The organism is Paenibacillus sp. cl141a (assembly GCF_900109305.1).
In the GTDB taxonomy this organism is placed as follows: Bacteria; Bacillota; Bacilli; order Paenibacillales; family Paenibacillaceae; genus Paenibacillus_AQ; species Paenibacillus_AQ lautus_A.
On sequence record NZ_FNZO01000017.1, the window covers coordinates 57,012 to 75,688 of the forward strand.

Here is an 18,677-nt window from a genome sequence, read left to right on the forward strand (position 1 = left end):
GCCTGAAACTGGTTGAAATCGGCTGAAGTAGTGGAATATAATGAACTCAATTCATAATATCGAGGTGGATGTATAAATGAGCGCTCCTAGTTTACAGGCTTTTCAGGACCAAGTTTCCGAATTGTTGCTCCGTCACCGCAGTCTCTTGGATGTTCTGTCTAAAAATGGTCAAAGCAACGCTTCAGTCAACCGGGCCGTCACCAAGGCCATCACAGAATGCGGATGCATCGAGCTCCACGCCACGAAGCAAACCTTCGATATCGGCGCTGATCTCGAATCAGCCCGGGAATTGGCAGGCACGCACGTCGAAGGCCATCTGTGCGAGAATTGCCGAGAAGCGGTAAGCACCGAGCTTGGCCGAAACCTATTTTATATGTCTGCCCTTGCGAATCTTCTGGACATTCAACTGGATGAGGTTGTTGTTAAGGAGTCGCAGAAATGCTCCACATTGGGTCTCTTCAACCTGTCGTAAAGCCGCTTACATACCAAGACGGACCGTAACGGCAAGGTGCTCCATGCATACAAAAAAAAAGCATTTATCTCGCTGCTCCTGGCAGGGAAATAAATGCTTTTTATTTGGATATATATCCTTGCATCCGTTTATCGGTCCGAAGACTGATAGGCTTCATCGGAATTGCGGTCATCTTTTTTGCGACGGCTTTTACGGTTAAGCCTGCGGAAATTCTGCTTCAAGCCGTAACCAGCATACAACACCAAAGGCACGAAGATCAGCATGGAAGTCTGCTCCGGAAAGAACACGGCTACCATCACGGCGCCAATGATGACCAAAGGCGTAAATTTAATCGCGGTTTTCGGAATGCCGATCTTTTTGAAATTCGGGTACTTGACTGAGCTAACCATAAGGTAAGAAAGCAATAATACGGCAAAAATCATATAAGGTGCTGTAATCTCTTCATGGAACAACGCCAGGGTGGCCAGCACGCCTCCCGCTGCGGGGATCGGCAGGCCGATAAAATATCCCGGGATGCCCGCACGAACATTGAATCTTGCAAGCCGCAGTGCGCCGCACATCGGAAATATGGCGGTCACCGTCCAAGCCAGTGCGGTATTGATATCCGTAAACGCTACGGTATACATAATAAGTGCCGGTGCTACGCCAAATGAAATCACATCGGACAAGGAGTCAAGTTCCTTGCCGAATTCGCTTTGGGCATTCAAGGCCCGAGCTACCCGACCATCCAGTCCGTCAAGGAGCATGGCAATGATAATCATAATGGCAGCCATACTCGTTCGACCTTCCGTCGCCAAGATGATACCAATCATTCCGAGAAACAGATTACCTAAAGTAAACATGTTCGGAATTGATTTCGTCATTTTTATATTCACCTCGTTCATGTACGTTCGAACATCGATTGTAGGGCTTTTAGATTTGTCTGTCAATGAATACTTGTTCCTGCAAGCGTTTCAAGCCTTCTTTGATGGTGCGTGCCCGAACCTCGCCGATCCCGTCTACTTCATCCAGCTCATGGATGGAAGCGGTCATAATGCTGGATAAGTCATGGAACTGGTCCACCAGGTTGCGGATGATCACATTCGGAAGACGCGGAATTTTGTTCAAAATCCGGTAACCGCGCGGCAGTATTTCTTCCTCCGAAGCAGCGGCGGAAGCCGGGTATCCAAGAAGCCGTACGATATGATGAATGTCCAGCAGTTCCTCATCCGTTGAACGCTTGAGCGCGAGAATGATCTCGCGGACCTTCTCCTCGCTGTACTCCCGGGCATAGTCTGCATACAGCAGCCAAGCCTCCTCCTCCATATTGCTCACAAGCTCATCCATCTGCATGCTGATCAGTCGGCCTTCGTTGCCGAGTTCGTTAATATAACGCTTGATCTCCTTCTTGATGCGGAGCACCATCTCCACCCGCTGTATGACGTTAACGACTTCCGGGATGGTGACCAGTTCTTCGAATTCGGATGCCGAGAGGTTGGTCAGCGATTGGTTAAGCACCACGCGGTATCGCTCCAGCGTCTGTATGGCCTGATTCGCCTTGGTTAATATGACGCCGATTTCCTTCAATGCATACCTCAGCGAGCCTTGGTACAGCGTAATAATGTTGCGGCGCTGCGAGATGGACACAACCAGCTTGCCCGTCTGCTTCGCCACCCGCTCCGCCGTTCTGTGCCGTATCCCTGTCTCGATGGAAGAGATCGAGGAATCCGGGATCAGCTGGGTATTCGCATATAAGATTCGTTTTAAGTCTTCACTCAAGATGATGGCGCCGTCCATCTTAGCGAGCTCGTATAAATAGTTTGGCGAAAAATCGCAGTTAATGGAGAAGCCGCCGTCGACAACTTCCATTACCTCCGGGCTGTAGCCTACAACGATCAGGGCGCCCGTCTTCGCCCGCAGCACGTTCTCCAGTCCGTCGCGAAACGGCGTTCCCGGTGCTACCAGCTTTAGCAAATCATTCATTTTGTCCAGTTGGCTCGTTTCTTTCACCTTCGTATGCCCCCTAATCTAACGCAACCGCTAATGCATCTGCAACGGTGTTGACTCCGATAATTTGTATTCCTTTCGGATGCTTCCATCCCTTCAAACTCTTCTCCGGCATGAGAACGCGCTTAAAACCCAGCTTCTCGGCTTCTCTTACCCTCTGCTCCGCTCTTGAAACGGCGCGAACCTCGCCGGTCAATCCCACCTCGCCAAAAATAACGTCGTACGGCTTGGTCGGTATGTCGCGGAAGCTGGATGCGATGCTAACCGCTATGGCCAGATCCACCGCAGGTTCATCGAGCTTCACGCCGCCCGCTACGTTCAGGTAGGCGTCTTGAGTTTGCAGGTACATCCCCATCCGTTTCTCCAGCACGGCAATGATCAGGTTCATGCGGTGATGGTCCACTCCTGTGCCCATCCGGCGCGGTGACGGGAAGTGCGTCGTGGAGATGAGCGCCTGCAGCTCTACCAGAACCGGGCGTGTACCCTCCATGCTTGCAACTACGGTCGAACCCGCTACGCCCAAAGGCCGTTCGGATAAAAAGAGCTCCGATGGATTCCCGACTTCCCGAAGCCCATCCTCACCCATCTCAAAAATGCCAATCTCATTGGTCGAACCGAAACGATTCTTCACCGCGCGAAGCAAGCGGTAAGTATGATGACGCTCTCCTTCAAAATAAAGCACACAATCCACCATGTGCTCCAGCATCCTTGGACCTGCGATGGCGCCTTCCTTTGTCACATGTCCGACAAGGACGGTCGCAATGCCCTTCACCTTCGCCAGCCGCATGAAGCGGGCTGTGCATTCCCGAACCTGGGATACGCTGCCCGGCGCGCTGGTTACCTCAGGCAAGTACACCGTCTGGATGGAGTCAATGACAACGAAGCCAGGCTGTACGTTCTCAATGGCTTCCTCGATCGATTCCAGATTGGTTTCGCAGAGGACAAACAGCTCCGGGGATAGCGCCCCGAGCCGGTCAGCGCGCAGTTTGGTCTGGCGCACGGATTCCTCACCGGAAATGTACAGAACGCGAATGCCGTTCTGGGCTAGTCGGTTGGAGGCTTGAAGCAGGAGCGTGGATTTGCCAATGCCGGGATCGCCGCCGACTAGCACGAGCGAGCCCGGGACCAGCCCGCCCCCGAGCACCCGGTTCAATTCCGCAATGCCCGTCTGGATTCTGGGTTCTTTACCGCTTTCTATATTTATGATCGAAAGGGGTTTTTCTTTACTATGAAAAAGAGGGGAATTCATCCCCTGGGTCTTGATTACCGTCTCGGTCTCCTCTACCATGGAATTCCATGATTGGCAGCCCGGACATTTTCCGAACCATTTGGGCGCTTCATAGCCGCATTCGGTACAGAAAAATTTCGTCTTAGTTTTTGCCATGTGAGTCTCCTTTATGTCGCGCATCATTTGTCGGATTCCGTAAAACCCTGCAAATTCAGGCATTACTCAAAGTTTACCATTTCTTATAATTCAACGTAAAGGTTAATTGGAAACTTTACGCGGGATGAAATGGATTTGTTTCAAATTTGAAGGAGCAGGGGGTGAACATGCGTTAATTGCTGCTGAAAAACCGCGTCCGCTTTGCTGCCGGATCGTTCTTACGATCGCTGATAAAACCAGGAAACTGGAAGCGAAATCAAAGTGGTTTCCCAATCAAAAAACCCCGCCGGATTTGACTCCAGCGGGGTGATTTATTTATCTTATTCCGTTTCGGCCGATGCGGTCGTTACACCTTCACTCTTGTTCACAACCAGTTCGCCGTTCGCTTCATCGATGACAAGCGAGTCGCCCTTGGCCACATTGCCTTTCAGCAGCTCCTCGGAAAGTCGATCCTCGATGTGCTTCTGGATAGCCCGGCGCAGCGGACGGGCACCGAAGGCCGGATCGTATCCTTCCTTCGCTATGAAGGCCTTCGCCTTGTCCGTGAGTTCGAAATGCACCTCGAATTCTTTCAGGCGCTTACGCAGCTCGTCGGACATCAGCGTCACGATCTCGGCAATGTGTTTCTCTTCCAGAGAGTGGAACACGATGATCTCGTCGATCCGGTTCAAGAACTCCGGACGGAAGCTCTTTTTGAGCTCATCCATCACTTTGCCTTTCATGTTGTTATAATCGCGGCCTGCATCCGTCACGGCGGTAAATCCAAGCGTGGAGTTCTTCTTGATCGCTTCCGCCCCGACGTTGGAAGTCAGGATGATCAGGGTATTCCGGAAATCCACCACCCGGCCCTTCGAATCGGTCAGGCGTCCGTCTTCCAGCACTTGAAGCAGGATATTGAATACTTCAGGATGCGCCTTCTCGATTTCATCGAGAAGGACAACGGAATACGGCTTGCGGCGCACTTTCTCGGTCAGCTGACCGCCTTCCTCGTAGCCGACATATCCCGGAGGCGCTCCGACGAGACGCGACGTGGAATGCTTCTCCATGTACTCGGACATGTCGATTCGCACGACCGCATTCTCATCTCCGAACATGGCCTCGGCAAGAGCTCGTGCCAGCTCGGTTTTACCTACCCCGGTAGGACCCAGGAAGATGAAGGAGCCCATTGGGCGCTTCGGATCCTTCAGTCCCGCGCGTGCCCGGCGAACCGCACGGCTGACGGCTTTGACGGCTTCCTCTTGGCCGATTACGCGGCTGTGAAGAATTTCTTCCAGATTCAGAAGACGCTCGGTCTCTTCTTCCTTCAGTTTATTGACGGGAATACCGGTCCAGTTGGCGACAACGTCGGCGATGTCCTCCGGCGTTACCTCGGAATCGGTACGTCCTTGTTTTTCTTTCCATTGATTCTTCGTGACTTCGAGCTCTTCGCGAAGCTTCTGCTCCGTATCGCGCAGCGCTGCCGCTTTCTCGAATTCCTGGCTTTGGACGGCCGCGTCTTTCTCCTTGCGGATGTCCTCCAGGTGCGCTTCCTGATCTTTCAGATTTGGCGGTATGGTATACGTATGAAGACGAACTTTCGAACCGGCCTCGTCAATCAGGTCAATCGCTTTATCCGGCAGGAAGCGGTCCGTAATGTAGCGGTCGGACAATTTCACGGCCTGTTCAATCGCTTCGTCAGTAATTTTCACGCGGTGATGCGCTTCGTAACGGTCACGCAGTCCATACAGGATCTGAATGGCTTCTTCCGGCGACGGTTGATCCACCGTGATCGGTTGGAAGCGGCGCTCAAGTGCAGCGTCTTTTTCAATGTATTTGCGGTATTCGTCCAGCGTGGTAGCCCCGATGCACTGAAGCTCTCCGCGCGCCAATGAAGGCTTAAGGATGTTGGAAGCGTCAATGGCTCCTTCTGCTCCGCCTGCGCCGATCAAGGTATGCAGCTCATCGATGAACAGAATGATGTTGCCGGCTTGACGAATCTCATCCATGATTTTTTTCAGGCGGTCCTCAAACTCGCCGCGGTATTTCGTTCCTGCTACGACGGAGCCCATATCCAGCGTCATCACGCGTTTGTCGCGCAGCGTCTCCGGAATTTCATTGTTGATGATGCGCTGTGCCAAGCCTTCCGCGATCGCCGTTTTACCTACTCCCGGTTCACCGATCAGTACCGGGTTATTCTTGGTCCGGCGGCTAAGCACCTGAATCACGCGCTCGATTTCTTTGCTGCGGCCAATGACCGGATCCAGATTACCTTCCTTGGCAATGGCGGTCAGATCCCGAGCGAGACTGTCCAATGTAGGCGTGCTCACGTTCTGCGGCGTGCCATGATGGCTAGATACCGCTTCGCTGCTGCCCAGCAGCTGCAGCACCTGTTGACGGGCTTTGTTCAGGCTGATGCCCAGGTTGTTCAGCACGCGTGCCGCAACCCCTTCGCCCTCGCGAATCAGCCCCAGCAGAATATGCTCGGTTCCCACATAGGTATGGCCAAGCTTACGGGCTTCGTCCATGGAGAGCTCAATCACTTTTTTCGCTCTAGGCGTGTAAGCAATGTTGGTTGGCTGCTCCTGTCCGCGTCCGATTAATGTCTCCACTTCGTCCTGGATTTTCTCAAGACCAAGTCCAAGTCCGATCAGCGCTTTGGCTGCAATGCCGTCTCCCTCACGAATAAGCCCAAGCAGGATATGTTCTGTGCCGATATTGTTGTGACCCAGGCGTACCGCTTCTTCCTGAGCCAATGCAAGCACCTTTTGTGCGCGTTCCGTAAATCTGCCAAACATCATAGTATTGCACCTCCACGTTTCAATTAATATATTGAACCTCGCGGATTTCGGTGTATCGCCAGCTAAGACGTTTATACCGTCATCCAACTGTAAAGCGAGTAATAATAACTAACAACTTCTTAACGGCTGCCCAATGTCTCCCGAATGAGTTTAGCCCTGTACATATCGCGTTCGGAAGGATTTATGCCCTCGCCATAGGTCTTCTGGAGAAATCCCGGCTGCGTCTTAACGTTCAGCTCGTTCATGACCGGAATTTCCGGGCCTTCCAGCAGGCCGAGATCCACGCCTAGCCGAACGTCGGACAAGCGCTGAGCCGCTTCCTTGGAATCCATGACCGCTGCATAGGACAGGATGCCGTATGAACGCATGACCCGGTCCGTAATACGGAGCTTGGATTCACTGAGGAGCCGCGCCCTGGCATTCTTCTCGTGCTCGATGATCTGCAGTGCCACGCTGTGAAGATTCTCGATGATCTCCGACTCGGTTTGCCCGAGCGTAATCTGATTCGAGATTTGAAAGAGGTTTCCTAAAGCTTCGCTGCCCTCGCCGTAAATCCCTCTAACGGTCAAGCCTACCTGCGATACGGCTGAAAGAATCCGATTGATCTGCTGCGTCATGACGAGCGCGGGCAGATGCATCATGACCGAAGCTCGAAGGCCGGTGCCGACATTGGTCGGACAGCTCGTTAGGTAACCCCGTTTGTCATCGAAAGCATAATCGATCTCGGATTCGAAAATATCATCCAGCGCCGTCGCGCGGCTCCATGCCTCCCGAACCTGAAATCCGGGATACAAACACTGTATGCGCAAGTGATCCTCTTCATTGATCATAATGCTGACGGATTCATCTTCGGTAAGGATGACGGCACCGTTTCGGGATTCATTAGCCAGATTGGGACTGATCAGATGCTTCTCGACGAGAACCTTCTTATCCAGCTCATCAATCTCACTTAATTTAATTACATGCAAATGCCCGAAATCCTGCAAATCCTCCTTATCCTTTAACACATGGGTCAGGCGCTCTAGCACTTCTCCCGACTGCTGATCCGTTGCGAGCAGCGGGAAAGGAAGATGCTGCAGGTTGCGCGCCACCCTCACGCGGGTGCTGATGACAATGTCGGAATCCTGACCGTTCCCGCGCATCCACTCGCTCAGCGCCGAATCGGTAAACCGGAGATTAGACATCACGCATTCCTCCTACTAAAGTGCAAAATGTAACGATCTTATCCCTGAGCAATGTTACGCTCCAGCTCACGAATTTGGTCCCGGATCTCGGCAGCCGCTTCAAATTCCTCCTGCAGGATTCTCATTTGAAGCTCCTTCTTAAGCTCATCGATCCGGCGTTTGATCTGAATCCGGCCGCCGGTACGCTTTGGCACTTTGCCCACATGGGAAGTTCCCCCATGGACTCGCTTGAACAACGGATCCAATCGATCCGAGAAATATTTATAACACGAGCTGCAGCCGAACCGGCCAAGCTTGCTGAACTGGGAATACGTCATGCCGCATTCCTCGCATTGCAGCGTCTGAGCCGTTTTCGCACCGGGGGTCTGGCCCTTGCCTGAAGGATCCAGATCCAGCAGGCCTGACAGCAAACTGTGTATAGAAAAACCATTCGACGTACCGGGGATCAATTCCCCTTTTTCACGGGCACAAGTTTCACAAAAGTGAAACTCCGTTTTCTCCCCGTTCACAATTTTGGTGAAATGAAGTGTCGCCGGCCGTTTACCGCATTCTTGGCATAACATACTTCGATGCCTCCTTACACAGACTCACTTACCTAATAAAGAAATCAGCATCGCCTTCATAATACGTGCGCGCAGCTCATCCCGATAAGGAAGCTTCACATTCAGGCATTCCCTTGAAACGGCGGCCCGCATCAGGCTGGCCTCCCGCTTCGTCAAAAACCGGGATTCCTCCAGCTGGTAGATCAAGCCTTCCGCTACCGTCTGGTCAATCATGCTGCCGATGGTATGATGAAGGTGCTGCTGGAGTGCAGTATGCTGGGGAAGCTCGATACGCTGGATGCGGATGTATCCGCCCCCGCCGCGCTTGCTCTCGACAAGAAAGCCCTTCTCCAGTGTGAACCGTGTGCTGATCACGTAATTGATCTGGGAAGGAACGCAAGAAAATTGCTCCGCCAAATCGTTGCGTTGAATTTCGACGGTTCCTTCCGGACTTTCTTGCAATATGCTCTTCAGGTATTGTTCGATAATATCAGAGATATTACGCATGGTCTGTTCATCCTCCACTGTTTGAAACGTTAAGACGGATAGTGATCTTACACGTCCGCACAGAGCCTTGCTTATACGTTGATTAACCATAATCAAAATCAGCGAACCCTCTCGTTGACTTTGACTTTCTTTGACTTTGATCTCATTATAGCACATTTTTTCATTTTGCCAAGAGGGTCCTTCTCAAATGTTCGCGCTATGCATGTATTCTTATTGTACCCACTTCTTCGATCGCTTATAGCCCTTTTCCGAAGAACAATTCAACCGAAGGACTAAAAAAAGAAGCAGCCTCCGTGCCGGATCAAAACCGGTCTCTTGGCCACTTCTTCCTGTCGTTTTCTATATCTTAAGCATCATAACTGATCAAATAATGCTGCAGCTCCGTATTGTAGTACCCGATGCTGTATTCAATGATGCTGCCCGTCTGGTCGTAGGAGGATCTCAACCGCTTCAGTAACGGGGTTCCGGCGCTTACTTCCAGCAGCGAGGCAATCTCCTCATTAGCCACGGTCGCCAGGAAACGGTCCCGGAAATTCTCCAGCGTGATTTGACTCTCCTCGATACGTTCATACAAGGACGGCAGTTCGCTTGAATCGAACTCCTCCCCCATGTCCACCAGGGACGATACGTAATGGGTGTAGTAGATAAACGGGCTCCCGTCCAGCAAATACATACGTTCGATCAGCAGGCACCGCTCACCGAATTTCAGGAACAATTCGCTATCCGGTTCATTGTGCACCCATTCCGTCTTCAGATGGCGCTTCCGGATCTGGTGGCCCTCTTCAACCAAAATCTCGGTAAACAGCTTCCCCTTGGACAGCTTGGAAAAGGACGTGTTCCGGGTCACGATCGTTCCTACACCGCTGCGCTTCTCTACATACCCTTCCTGGTACAATTCCTGGATCGCATTGCGAACCGTCATTTTGCTGACGTTAAATTCCTGTTCCAGCTGCGGCTCGGAAGGAATATGGGAACCAAGTGGATATACCCCATGCAGAATCCGATCTTTAATGATCTTCTTGATTTGCAAGTATAACGGACCGTTCTTCCGCGTGATCGACATGCTTCCTCCTACCTTTCCACGTCAGACATATGATGACTCATCGCCTGAAGCACTTCGCGTTCGTTCGCCGTCGGCGTATCTCCCGTTACCGTATGGGCAAGCATCGCCGCCGCTGCGGCAAAATCAACCGTCCAGCCCGGTACATACCCCTCCGAGATCCCGTGAATCACACCGCTGGCATAGGCATCGCCCGCCCCGATGCGGTCATGGACGGAGAACGTCAACGTTTGGGAAAAATGAAACGCTCCATCCGTGTAAAGATAGCCTTGCAGGGAATGGGTATTGTCCCCGTTGATCTTGCGGTGGGTACCCGACGCAACCGTAATATTATACTTCGCCGCCACCTTCGGAATCAACTCCTGCAGCTGTTCGTGCCGATCCTCCCGGGTGGTTTCCATGCCAAGGATATGGATGGCATCCTTCTCGTTCATGAAGACGATATCCGCCAAAGACAGCATTTCCTCGTAGTGCGGTTTGGCGAAATCGTAGCGGTCCGCCCCCCATAAGGAAGGACGGTAGTTGCAGTCGAACACAACCGTTCCGCCGCTTTGCTTGACCTTGCGAGCCAAGACCTTCATCTGGCCCCGCACGGTGTCGTTCATGGAAAGGGTGATGCCGCAAAAATGGATCATGTCGACCTTTTCGGCAATCGCATCGAAATCGTACATGGCATCCTCCGCCGTATTAAAGCTGCTGCCAAGGCGATCTGTATAAGTCACGCGACCGGGTCTGACGCCAAACCCATTCTCCAGGAAGTACATGCCGACATATTTGCCGCCGCGGCTAATGAGCGAAGTGCCGATCCCAAGCTTGCGCAGATATGAGATCGCCGCTTCGCCAAGCGGGTTGTCGGGCAACGTGCTGACGAGGCACCCGGCATGTCCGAACCTTGCCACTGCCGACGCGATGTTGACGCCCGTCCCGGAAAAAGAGTAGTTCAGGTGGCTCTCTTGTGCCAAGGAAGCATACCCTGGTACTTGAAGACGCATCATCACTTCGCCAAATGCAGCGATCGTCTTAGGCATATTGATCAACCAGCGCTTTTAACTTAAGGTGCAGCTCTTGCACGTCGCTAATGATCGTATCCCCGCTGGCCGAGTCGATGATCGAGGAGTATACGTGAGGGATGACCTGCTGTACTCCTGCCTCGAACGCAATGCGGACGATGGCTTCGAAATTCTCTTTATCGATCCCGCCCGTCGGCTCTAACGCGAATCTTTCCTCCGCGCATGCCTTCGCTACCGCACGATACTCCTCTTCCAGCTTCAAGCCCTGCATCGGGAAATACTTCAGTGCGTTGCCGCCCATATCGCGTACAAGCGCGATGGCCGATTTTACGGGGACGACGGCTTTGTCCGAACCGGCAGCGCTCACCGGTCCGGTAGATATATTGACGTAGCCCACTTGTCCCGAAGGGGACACGAGGCTGTTGATCCAGCTATCTTCGCCGCCCAGGTTAGCACGGGTTGCACCGACCGCTGGAAACACCTGATTGATATGCGTGCCCGGGTAGCTCTTCACGATCTCCGCGACCACCGCCGCTTGACGGTTATCGCCGGCGCCCAAGCCGATGGATACCGCATCCTCGATAACGGCTCCGTACTCCTTCATCGCGATGACGGCTTCCTGCGCATTCGGGTAATTTTTCGACAATACGCCGACCAGAACATGCCCTTCCGAAGCTTCGAATATTTCCTTCGCATTCTGAATGCTGCCTGCAAGAACGTTTAATGCCGTGCGGTTTCTGTAAAGACGTTTCTCCATGTTTGCCATCTTAGTTTCCCCCTGCAATCTGCTGTATTCTCGTTATAATGACTTGCAAATCATCGCCGGAAAGCGAGCGAGGATCGATATCAAAATACCCCTGGCGTACGCCGTAATCCCGGGTATACACCGCAATGTCGCCTTCGCGCAGCTGATCGTTCATGGATTTGGCACTTACCCCGGCCGCCTCCTCATTGACCTTCACGCGTCCACGGAAGATCGCTCTTCCCGCTTCGTCCTGCACGATCGTAACCTCAATGCCCGGCAATTTCGATAAGGACTTCATTTCCTCCAGTGCCGCCTTCTCCAACTCGCTCTTATCTTCCTTCACCATATACTCATCCAGCGCCTGAAGCAATCCAAACGTCGTTTCCTTCCCAATCTTCATGCTCCGCCCAATGCCATGCAGCTGCGCCTTCACCCACTCCACGTATTGGCGCTTGCCGCCTACTATACCGGAGGTCGGACCTTCGATTGCCTTAGAACCGCTGTAAATAGCCAGATCTCCGTACTTCACATACTTCTGGATATCCTCCTCGGCAGCGGCATCCACGATCAGCGGTTTTCCATGTGCCTGGGCCACTTCTGCAGCTTCTTCCACCGAAATCATGTTTTTCTGCACGCAGTGATGGGACTTCACGTATAAAATGGCAGCGGTCCGTTCATTTATCGCCTCTGCGATATGCTCCTTGCGCCCTTCGTTGGCGTACCCTACCTCTACGACCTTGCCGCCTCCGAGATACACCATCGTTTCGACGGGAGCTCCATACTGCACATTATGCCCCTTGAACAGGATGATCTCGTTCTTGGCAATCGGTTCCTGATGCAGTCGGTCACTGCGCCTGCGATTGCCCTCGGTGACGATTCCAGCCACGGATAGAGCAATGCCGCTGGAAGCCGAATTGACGACAACCGCCGCTTCGGAACCGAGAATGCGCGCCATGTAATCGCCTGCTTTATCTACCAGATCCGCGATTTCCACGTAACTCTGTCCACCGATCCGCATGGCTTCCATGACGGTATCCCTCGGTGCCGACACGCCAAGAATGCTCATCCGCCCGCTGGCGTTCACCACGCGTTTCAACCCGTATTTAGCATGTAATGAATGATCCATTGACTACCACTCCTTTGGCTTCAATATATCGGTCGGCGATTCGGGTCTCCCCTTCGGAATCGGTCAAACTCATCGGTCCCTGCCGCACCGCGAACAAAGTAAGGTGAGCAGCGTCGCCGACTTGAATTCGGCCCAGCTCCGGACGGCCCAGCCATGCGGCTGCATGGTCCGTTACCGCAGCGACCACTTCCTGCAAGCCGTACCCTAGATACAGAAACTTACTCATGACATTGGCCAGGCTGTACACCGGGCCGTGGATGCGATTGCCGCGATAAATATCGGTGCTGATCGTATCCGGCTTAATCCCTTGTGCTTTTGCATACTCCGCCACCAGGAACGAGAAGCTCGCCGTACCATGGCCGACATCCAGATGAACGCCGCGGGCAATCGCTTCGGTCAGGGCAGGAATCGGCTTCCCGTTCGAATCGAATAAATTGTTGGCTTTCCCGTTCAAATAATGAGTGATTATGTCGTCCTTCTGAAGCAGCTCCAGCACTTCCTCAATCGGAGGAGGTCCCGATCCGATATGAACCATCAGCGGCAGGGACGTTTTCCCGGACAGTTTCCTTGCGAGTCGAAGCGGTTCTACGCCGTTGTCCTTCACTACGCTTTTGCTGATCCTTGCCTTGAGCCCGATGATCAGGTCAGGATACGTTAAAACTGCTTTTGCTGCCTTTTCGGGATCGATCCATTCCAAACTGGAAAGCTCGTCGATCCGCTGAAGTCCAATATGGGAAATATTCAAAAAAGCAAACACGTTTGTTTTGGCCCTGGCAACCTCGGCTGCCAATTCTCCAATCGTATCCGCGCCGCAGCTTCCTGCATCAATAATGGTGGCGACCCCTTGCCGAACGCCGATCTCGTCGATGGCATCGCCATAAGGCTCCAGCTTGGCGACCGCATGGACGTGCATATCGATCCAACCGCTGGACACATATAATCCCGTACCGTCAAAACCGTTGTCACCCGATGCCGTATTCGCATCCGTTATTTCGGTAATGAACCCGTTCTCCATGACAATGTCAAAAGGCTTCTCATCATGCACCATCTGTACGTTGCGCAAAACAAAACGCTGTTCCAAAATCTTCATCGTTTCACCCCTTCAGCCTTACCGGACCAGCCTTAAATCCTCTTCAGTACCCGCCGATTTGCATTGCTTTTTCTTAATACCATGGTTATAGCATAGCACAGAACATCCTGGACGTGAATATAACGTTATAATGTTTAAATCAATTTTCGAATTTTATCATTTATCTCTTGCCTATAAATCGGATTCCATGGATTGATAGCGCCGTACTGCTAAGGTTCTGGTTCTGTGTGCCTAGCGGGATTTCCTTCTCGCTTCATACCAAAGAAACTGCCTTGGATAGGCAGTTTCTTTGGTCCGTTTATAGTATTAAATCCTCATATTCCTTGATGTTAAACCTCAACCTTCCGATCAACGAGATACACCGTGGCATATAGGACCAAGGCCGCCACAATGACCTCAAAAACAAATGCGCCCCATGCTAACGTATACTGCGCGGCAGATACGGTAAAATCCACCTCATTCTCGAAGGAAATGTTCGCCATCGGCCCGACCCATGCTGCTTCTTCTCCGAAGAGCAGCTGGCTGATCCAGGACAAGACATTATGCAATACAAAGAACACCAGAATGCCAATCCATACGCTTCCTTTCTTCGTGATGCTGTTGGCCACGGCAATGGCAAAAAATATCGTAATCATCAGAAAGACGAATTTCCATGCCGTCAACAGGGCGAGACCGACATAATACATAACAGGATAATCGGAAAAACGGATCATTTCCCATGGGATGCCGGCAGCGTTCCAGTAGTACCACAAATGCAGCGCCATCAGTAGGCACAGCGCCAGTAAACTCGCGCACGCCAGAATGAGGGAGGAAATCACGCTCCAGACAGAATGGACGGGGAGCAGACGCCGCTGATATGCCTTGATGTTATAGCCGAAGTTCTTGCCAGTGACCACAAGGAGCAAAACACTCACAGAGCCATAAGCCAGCATGCTTAAACCCAAACTCAATCCTAGCTCCCAATCTCTGATTGAACCTGTCACCGTGATTGCGATCTGCACGATAAGAAGAATCGCAAAAGCGCCGAGCAGCGTGGTCGAGTTTCTCTTCCAGTCGTATTTCAGCAGCCTCATCATTCCGCATACACCTCTTTAAACATCTCATCTATGCTTTTTCCGTGTTTTAAGCGAATGTTCTCCACTTCATCATGCATGGCAACCTCGCCGTTGCGAATGAAGATCACTTCATCAAATATTCGTTCGATGTCCCGGACCAGATGGGTCGAAACCATGATGCTGCTGTCCTCGTTGTAGAATTCAACGATGGCATCCAGAATTTTTCCACGGGCTACGGGATCCACCCCGCCGATGGGTTCATCCAGCATATACAGCTTCGCTTCGCGGGACAATGCGAGCGTTAACTGCAGGCGCTCATTCATCCCTTTGGACAGGGAGCTGATGCGATCATTGGTTTTTAAATTCATGAAGTCCAGCATTCTGTTTGCCTTTTCTACATTAAAATCCTCATAAAAATCCTTGAAGTACGCCACCGCATCCGAGACCTTCATCCAGGATTCCGTCATCGGCCGGTCCGGCATGAAGGACACGCTGGCTTTGGTCTCCAGCCCCACGGGTTTGCCGTTTACGTAAACGGCACCTGCCGTAGGCTGGATCAAACCGGCTGCAATCTTCATCAGCGTGCTCTTGCCACTGCCGTTGGTACCCAGCAAGCCGATGATCTTGCCTCCGCTGATATCCAGATTGACATCATGCAGCGCTCTGCGTTTACCGGCATACGTTTTGGTTACGCTTCGTACCTGTAACAGATTTTCCACCATGGTCTCACCTCCGCTTTTTGGATCATGGCTGCTTCACAGCATCTTCCACGATCGTAATGATATCCTGATCTTTAAAGCCGAGCTCCTGCATGCCGCGTATAAACCGTTCCAGCAGATCGCCGGCCATTTCTTTTTTGATTTCCATGATTTTCGATTCCTCGCTTGTCACGTATCGGCCCAATCCCCGCCGCGTCTCCACAATACCTTCACGCTCCAATTCCTGAAAAGTTCGCTGCACCGTGTTTGGATTTATTTGAAGCTCACTCGCTAATTCTCGAACCGATGGGATTTTATCACCGGGCAGAAGTTTGCCGGTGATGATTTCTTTCTTCAGATACGTCATGATCTGTAAATAGATCGGCAGATTATTATCAAATTCGATACTCACTGTCGGGTTGCTCCTTTCCGCCGCTCTACCTCGAACTCAGGCTCCTTATGCGACATCCCGTTTTTTAAACGTAACAAAGCCTGTCGCAAGAAACAAGAGGAGATATACAGCGAGCACAATAATTGAGAACGTTAAGCTCATGCCTGGTACCGGGGAGCTTGCGCCTCCGCTGTACAAGGAAAGATCCACATTCAGGAACAGCAGGTATTTAGACCAGGAGTAACGCGCAAGCAGCTGTACCACCATGCTTTCCATAATGACCATGAACATGCCGATACCGATTGCAGGACCGGTGGATCTCGTTAGAATGCCTACCATAAAGGTTAGCGTTACATAAACGATCGTATACACCAGGTTGTTCACCGCTCCAATGAGCACATCGCCTAGCGTAACGGAGCCGACATCCATGCCGAACGTAATTTGGCCGGTCAGCGCGGCTACAGCAAACATAAAGGCCACCAGTGTTAAGATGTAAATCAATACGGCCACATATTTCGATGCCAAAATTTTGGTGCGGCTCTGTGCGCGTATAAGCAGCAATTTGATCGTTCCCATGCTGTGTTCCTTCGCTACGGTTCCTGCCGTCACAACAATGGCAAGCAGGGTCAGCACTTGCCCCATTCCCTTGGTGGTTACAGCGATCTGGGCAAATTCATAGCCAGTGCTGCCGCCATCGGAAAATTTATAGAGCAAGAACGCCGTGAAGATCACCATTCCAGCCAAAAGCACATATGGCAAGAAGAAGCTGCGTTTCTTAAACATTTTGAGCCATTCGTTCCAGACGAGATTTCCAAAGCTACGCAATGCGGTTGCCTCCTGTCCATTTCAAGAATTCTTCTTCAAGCGACGACTTCATCTCTTCCACCCGGTAAATCCGTACGCGTGCATCGCACAGTGACTGGATCAGCGTAGGTATATCCTCTTCGTGAAGTTGAAGGGTGATCCTCCCCTCCTCCACTGAGGAGTTGATTAGAATGATGTCTTTGAGATGTTGAACCGTTTGTTCCGCCATGGCTGTATCATTTACGCGGAGACTTACCGTCGTTAACTCTTCATTCACGACCGTTCCCCCGATTGAGCGCTCAGTGACGAACTTGCCTTCTTGGATGACAACCACGCGGCTGCACATCAGCTCCATCTCCGACAGCAGATGGCTGGATACGAGAACAGCAATTCCCTCATCTCTGGCAATTTGTTTCAGATAATCCCGCATCTCGCGAATACCGGCAGGATCCAGGCCGTTCGTCGGCTCATCGAGAATAAGGATGGACGGATTGTGAAGCAGAGCCTGCGCGATTCCTAATCGTTGGCGCATACCAAGGGAGTAAGCACGAACCTTCTTGTGTATGGCGTCCTGCAGCCCGACAAGCTTGACAACCTCCATGATTCTCGTAATGGTCACACCTTTGGACATCCGCTGGTACTGCCTCAGGTTGTCATAACCGCTCATGTACGAATAGAATTCCGGATTCTCAATGATGCCCCCGATATGACGAACGGCTTGAACGAAGTCCTTCTTGATGCTGTGTCCCTTTACCAGTACATCGCCTTGGCTCATATCGATCAACCCAACGATCATTCGAATGGTTGTTGTTTTGCCTGCGCCGTTCGGTCCAAGCAAACCAACGATTTCGCCACGATGTATGTCAAAGGATAGCTTGTCGACGATGTTCTTCTTTCCGATCGTTTTGGTGACTTGATTGACGGTAAGGACGACGGGCCCTTTCTTGGCATCTTTCCTATTGGTGGGGGCTGATCCACTGATTCCATCAACCCATTCCCCTGAGGCATTTTCTATATTCGTTGTCATTTTATTTGAATCGTTTCCGCTCATGTACTTAATTCCACTCCTTTTTGTATCGGTGTTATAGTTAAATAGTACACTAGTAGTTTAGTTCTGTAAAGCCTAATTTTCAATGTTAAAATTTAACTTGTGCACTCAGCGAACTGCTTCGTCATTATGGTGATATAAGAGGATTGCGAAAAAGCGAAAGGATGAATCTTGGCGAAACAAAAAAAGACGATCTTTAGGATCGTCTTTTGGGGCAAGTATAGAAAACACCTCACTCTTTAGGAGCAATAGGAAAAAACCGCTATCGATTACTCGATAACGGCCTTTATGGTTGTTCGCTTGGCGACGTCCTACTCTCCCGGGACCCTTCGGTCCAAGTACCATCGGCGCTGGAAGGCTTAACGGTCGTGTTCGGTATGGGAACGCGTGGAACCCTTCCGCCATCGCCACCAAACGGTTCAGATGTTTGATCACCTGAAAACTAGATACGAAACGATATTTGCAGCACTTTGAAATATTTTTGGATAAGCCCTCGACCGATTAGTATTGGTCAGCTCCATGCATTGCTGCACTTCCACCTCCAACCTATCTACCTCGTCGTCTTCAAGGGGTCTTACATACTGGGAAATCTCATCTTGAGGGGGGCTTCACGCTTAGATGCTTTCAGCGCTTATCCCGTCCGTACGTAGCTACCCAGCCATGCTCCTGGCGGAACAACTGGTGCACCAGCGGTACGTCCATCCCGGTCCTCTCGTACTAAGGACAGCTCCTCTCAAATTTCCTACGCCCACGACAGATAGGGACCGAACTGTCTCACGACGTTCTGAACCCAGCTCG

18 protein-coding genes and 2 rRNA genes are annotated in these 18,677 nt (G+C 51.6%); 1 reads left to right on the plus strand and 19 read right to left on the minus strand.

Going from position 1 to position 18,677, the window contains the following annotated elements; translation table 11 throughout:
* Positions 1–76 precede the first annotated feature (76 nt).
* Entirely contained in the window at positions 77–472 is a 396-nt protein-coding gene (locus tag BMX45_RS29325; RefSeq protein WP_009594665.1) for a nucleoside triphosphate pyrophosphohydrolase family protein, read from the plus strand.
* 128 nt (positions 473–600) lie between these two features.
* Here the strand turns inward: BMX45_RS29325 and pssA are convergent, their stop codons facing one another.
* The 19 genes from pssA to BMX45_RS29420 all read right to left on the minus strand — a co-directional run.
* Positions 601–1,335, minus strand: coding sequence for a CDP-diacylglycerol--serine O-phosphatidyltransferase (gene pssA / locus BMX45_RS29330; protein WP_254778352.1), 735 nt, complete (start codon positions 1,333–1,335; stop codon positions 601–603).
* 49 nt (positions 1,336–1,384) lie between these two features.
* Positions 1,385–2,461, minus strand: coding sequence for a DNA integrity scanning diadenylate cyclase DisA (gene disA / locus BMX45_RS29335; RefSeq protein ID WP_090914127.1), 1,077 nt, complete (start codon positions 2,459–2,461; stop codon positions 1,385–1,387).
* A 13-nt stretch (positions 2,462–2,474) separates the two neighbouring features.
* Positions 2,475–3,842 (minus strand): DNA repair protein RadA, encoded by a 1,368-nt coding sequence (radA, locus tag BMX45_RS29340; protein WP_009594669.1) that lies wholly within the window; start codon positions 3,840–3,842, stop codon positions 2,475–2,477.
* 320 nt (positions 3,843–4,162) lie between these two features.
* Positions 4,163–6,619: an ATP-dependent protease ATP-binding subunit ClpC gene (clpC, locus tag BMX45_RS29345; RefSeq protein WP_090914129.1), complete on the minus strand. Its 2,457-nt coding sequence runs from the start codon at positions 6,617–6,619 to the stop codon at positions 4,163–4,165.
* 119 nt (positions 6,620–6,738) lie between these two features.
* Positions 6,739–7,803 carry a protein-arginine kinase McsB gene (locus tag BMX45_RS29350; protein ID WP_090914131.1) on the minus strand — a complete coding sequence of 355 codons (1,065 nt, stop codon included), beginning with the start codon at positions 7,801–7,803 and terminating at the stop codon, positions 6,739–6,741.
* A gap of 38 nt (positions 7,804–7,841) precedes the next feature.
* Complete coding sequence (locus BMX45_RS29355) at positions 7,842–8,366, minus strand: protein-arginine kinase activator protein McsA (RefSeq protein ID WP_009594667.1); 525 nt, start codon at positions 8,364–8,366, stop codon at positions 7,842–7,844.
* A gap of 24 nt (positions 8,367–8,390) precedes the next feature.
* On the minus strand, positions 8,391–8,852 hold the full coding sequence (locus BMX45_RS29360; RefSeq protein ID WP_009594675.1) for a CtsR family transcriptional regulator: 462 nt from the start codon (positions 8,850–8,852) through the stop codon (positions 8,391–8,393).
* Between the two features lie 346 nt (positions 8,853–9,198).
* Positions 9,199–9,915: a GntR family transcriptional regulator gene (locus BMX45_RS29365; protein WP_090914134.1), complete on the minus strand. Its 717-nt coding sequence runs from the start codon at positions 9,913–9,915 to the stop codon at positions 9,199–9,201.
* Between the two features lie 8 nt (positions 9,916–9,923).
* Complete coding sequence (locus tag BMX45_RS29370) at positions 9,924–10,940, minus strand: sugar kinase (RefSeq protein WP_090914138.1); 1,017 nt, start codon at positions 10,938–10,940, stop codon at positions 9,924–9,926.
* Entirely contained in the window at positions 10,933–11,688 is a 756-nt protein-coding gene (locus BMX45_RS29375) for a 2-dehydro-3-deoxy-phosphogluconate aldolase (RefSeq protein ID WP_090914140.1), read from the minus strand. Before BMX45_RS29375 ends, BMX45_RS29370 begins: the two co-directional genes overlap by 8 nt.
* A gap of 1 nt (position 11,689) precedes the next feature.
* A complete protein-coding gene (locus BMX45_RS29380; protein ID WP_090914142.1) occupies positions 11,690–12,793 on the minus strand; it encodes a DgaE family pyridoxal phosphate-dependent ammonia lyase in 1,104 nt (367 codons plus the stop codon).
* Positions 12,771–13,874 carry an amidohydrolase/deacetylase family metallohydrolase gene (locus tag BMX45_RS29385; RefSeq protein WP_175495235.1) on the minus strand — a complete coding sequence of 368 codons (1,104 nt, stop codon included), beginning with the start codon at positions 13,872–13,874 and terminating at the stop codon, positions 12,771–12,773. Before BMX45_RS29385 ends, BMX45_RS29380 begins: the two co-directional genes overlap by 23 nt.
* A gap of 338 nt (positions 13,875–14,212) precedes the next feature.
* Positions 14,213–14,959 (minus strand): hypothetical protein, encoded by a 747-nt coding sequence (locus BMX45_RS29390; protein ID WP_090914146.1) that lies wholly within the window; start codon positions 14,957–14,959, stop codon positions 14,213–14,215.
* Positions 14,956–15,660, minus strand: coding sequence for an ABC transporter ATP-binding protein (locus BMX45_RS29395; protein ID WP_090914148.1), 705 nt, complete (start codon positions 15,658–15,660; stop codon positions 14,956–14,958). Before BMX45_RS29395 ends, BMX45_RS29390 begins: the two co-directional genes overlap by 4 nt.
* Positions 15,661–15,682: 22 nt before the next feature.
* Complete coding sequence (locus BMX45_RS29400; protein WP_090914150.1) at positions 15,683–16,048, minus strand: GntR family transcriptional regulator; 366 nt, start codon at positions 16,046–16,048, stop codon at positions 15,683–15,685.
* Positions 16,049–16,093: 45 nt separating this feature from the next.
* On the minus strand, positions 16,094–16,852 hold the full coding sequence (locus BMX45_RS29405; protein ID WP_090914152.1) for an ABC transporter permease: 759 nt from the start codon (positions 16,850–16,852) through the stop codon (positions 16,094–16,096).
* The gene (locus BMX45_RS29410) at positions 16,845–17,882 is read right to left on the minus strand and encodes an ABC transporter ATP-binding protein (protein WP_090914154.1); all 1,038 of its coding nucleotides are present in this window, start codon (positions 17,880–17,882) and stop codon (positions 16,845–16,847) included. Before BMX45_RS29410 ends, BMX45_RS29405 begins: the two co-directional genes overlap by 8 nt.
* Before the next feature lie 295 nt (positions 17,883–18,177).
* Positions 18,178–18,294 (minus strand): 5S ribosomal RNA (gene rrf / locus BMX45_RS29415).
* Positions 18,295–18,360: 66 nt separating this feature from the next.
* A 23S ribosomal RNA gene (locus BMX45_RS29420) occupies positions 18,361–18,677 on the minus strand; the annotation flags it as partial.

Excerpts from the sequence above, each read along its gene's own strand:
- BMX45_RS29325 (WP_009594665.1), top strand. The coding sequence starts at position 77 with ATGAGCGCTCCTAGTTTACAGGCTTTTCAGGACCAAGTTTCCGAATTG.
- BMX45_RS29375 (WP_090914140.1), bottom strand. The coding sequence starts at position 11,688 with ATGGCAAACATGGAGAAACGTCTTTACAGAAACCGCACGGCATTAAAC.
- BMX45_RS29355 (WP_009594667.1), bottom strand. The coding sequence starts at position 8,366 with ATGTTATGCCAAGAATGCGGTAAACGGCCGGCGACACTTCATTTCACC.
- BMX45_RS29350 (WP_090914131.1), bottom strand. The coding sequence starts at position 7,803 with ATGTCTAATCTCCGGTTTACCGATTCGGCGCTGAGCGAGTGGATGCGC.
- BMX45_RS29370 (WP_090914138.1), bottom strand. The coding sequence starts at position 10,940 with ATGCCTAAGACGATCGCTGCATTTGGCGAAGTGATGATGCGTCTTCAA.
- clpC (WP_090914129.1), bottom strand. The coding sequence starts at position 6,619 with ATGATGTTTGGCAGATTTACGGAACGCGCACAAAAGGTGCTTGCATTG.
- pssA (WP_254778352.1), bottom strand. The coding sequence starts at position 1,335 with ATGACGAAATCAATTCCGAACATGTTTACTTTAGGTAATCTGTTTCTC.
- BMX45_RS29390 (WP_090914146.1), bottom strand. The coding sequence starts at position 14,959 with ATGATGAGGCTGCTGAAATACGACTGGAAGAGAAACTCGACCACGCTG.
- radA (WP_009594669.1), bottom strand. The coding sequence starts at position 3,842 with ATGGCAAAAACTAAGACGAAATTTTTCTGTACCGAATGCGGCTATGAA.
- BMX45_RS29360 (WP_009594675.1), bottom strand. The coding sequence starts at position 8,852 with ATGCGTAATATCTCTGATATTATCGAACAATACCTGAAGAGCATATTG.
- BMX45_RS29380 (WP_090914142.1), bottom strand. The coding sequence starts at position 12,793 with ATGGATCATTCATTACATGCTAAATACGGGTTGAAACGCGTGGTGAAC.
- BMX45_RS29410 (WP_090914154.1), bottom strand. The coding sequence starts at position 17,882 with ATGAGCGGAAACGATTCAAATAAAATGACAACGAATATAGAAAATGCC.
- BMX45_RS29365 (WP_090914134.1), bottom strand. The coding sequence starts at position 9,915 with ATGTCGATCACGCGGAAGAACGGTCCGTTATACTTGCAAATCAAGAAG.
- BMX45_RS29395 (WP_090914148.1), bottom strand. The coding sequence starts at position 15,660 with ATGGTGGAAAATCTGTTACAGGTACGAAGCGTAACCAAAACGTATGCC.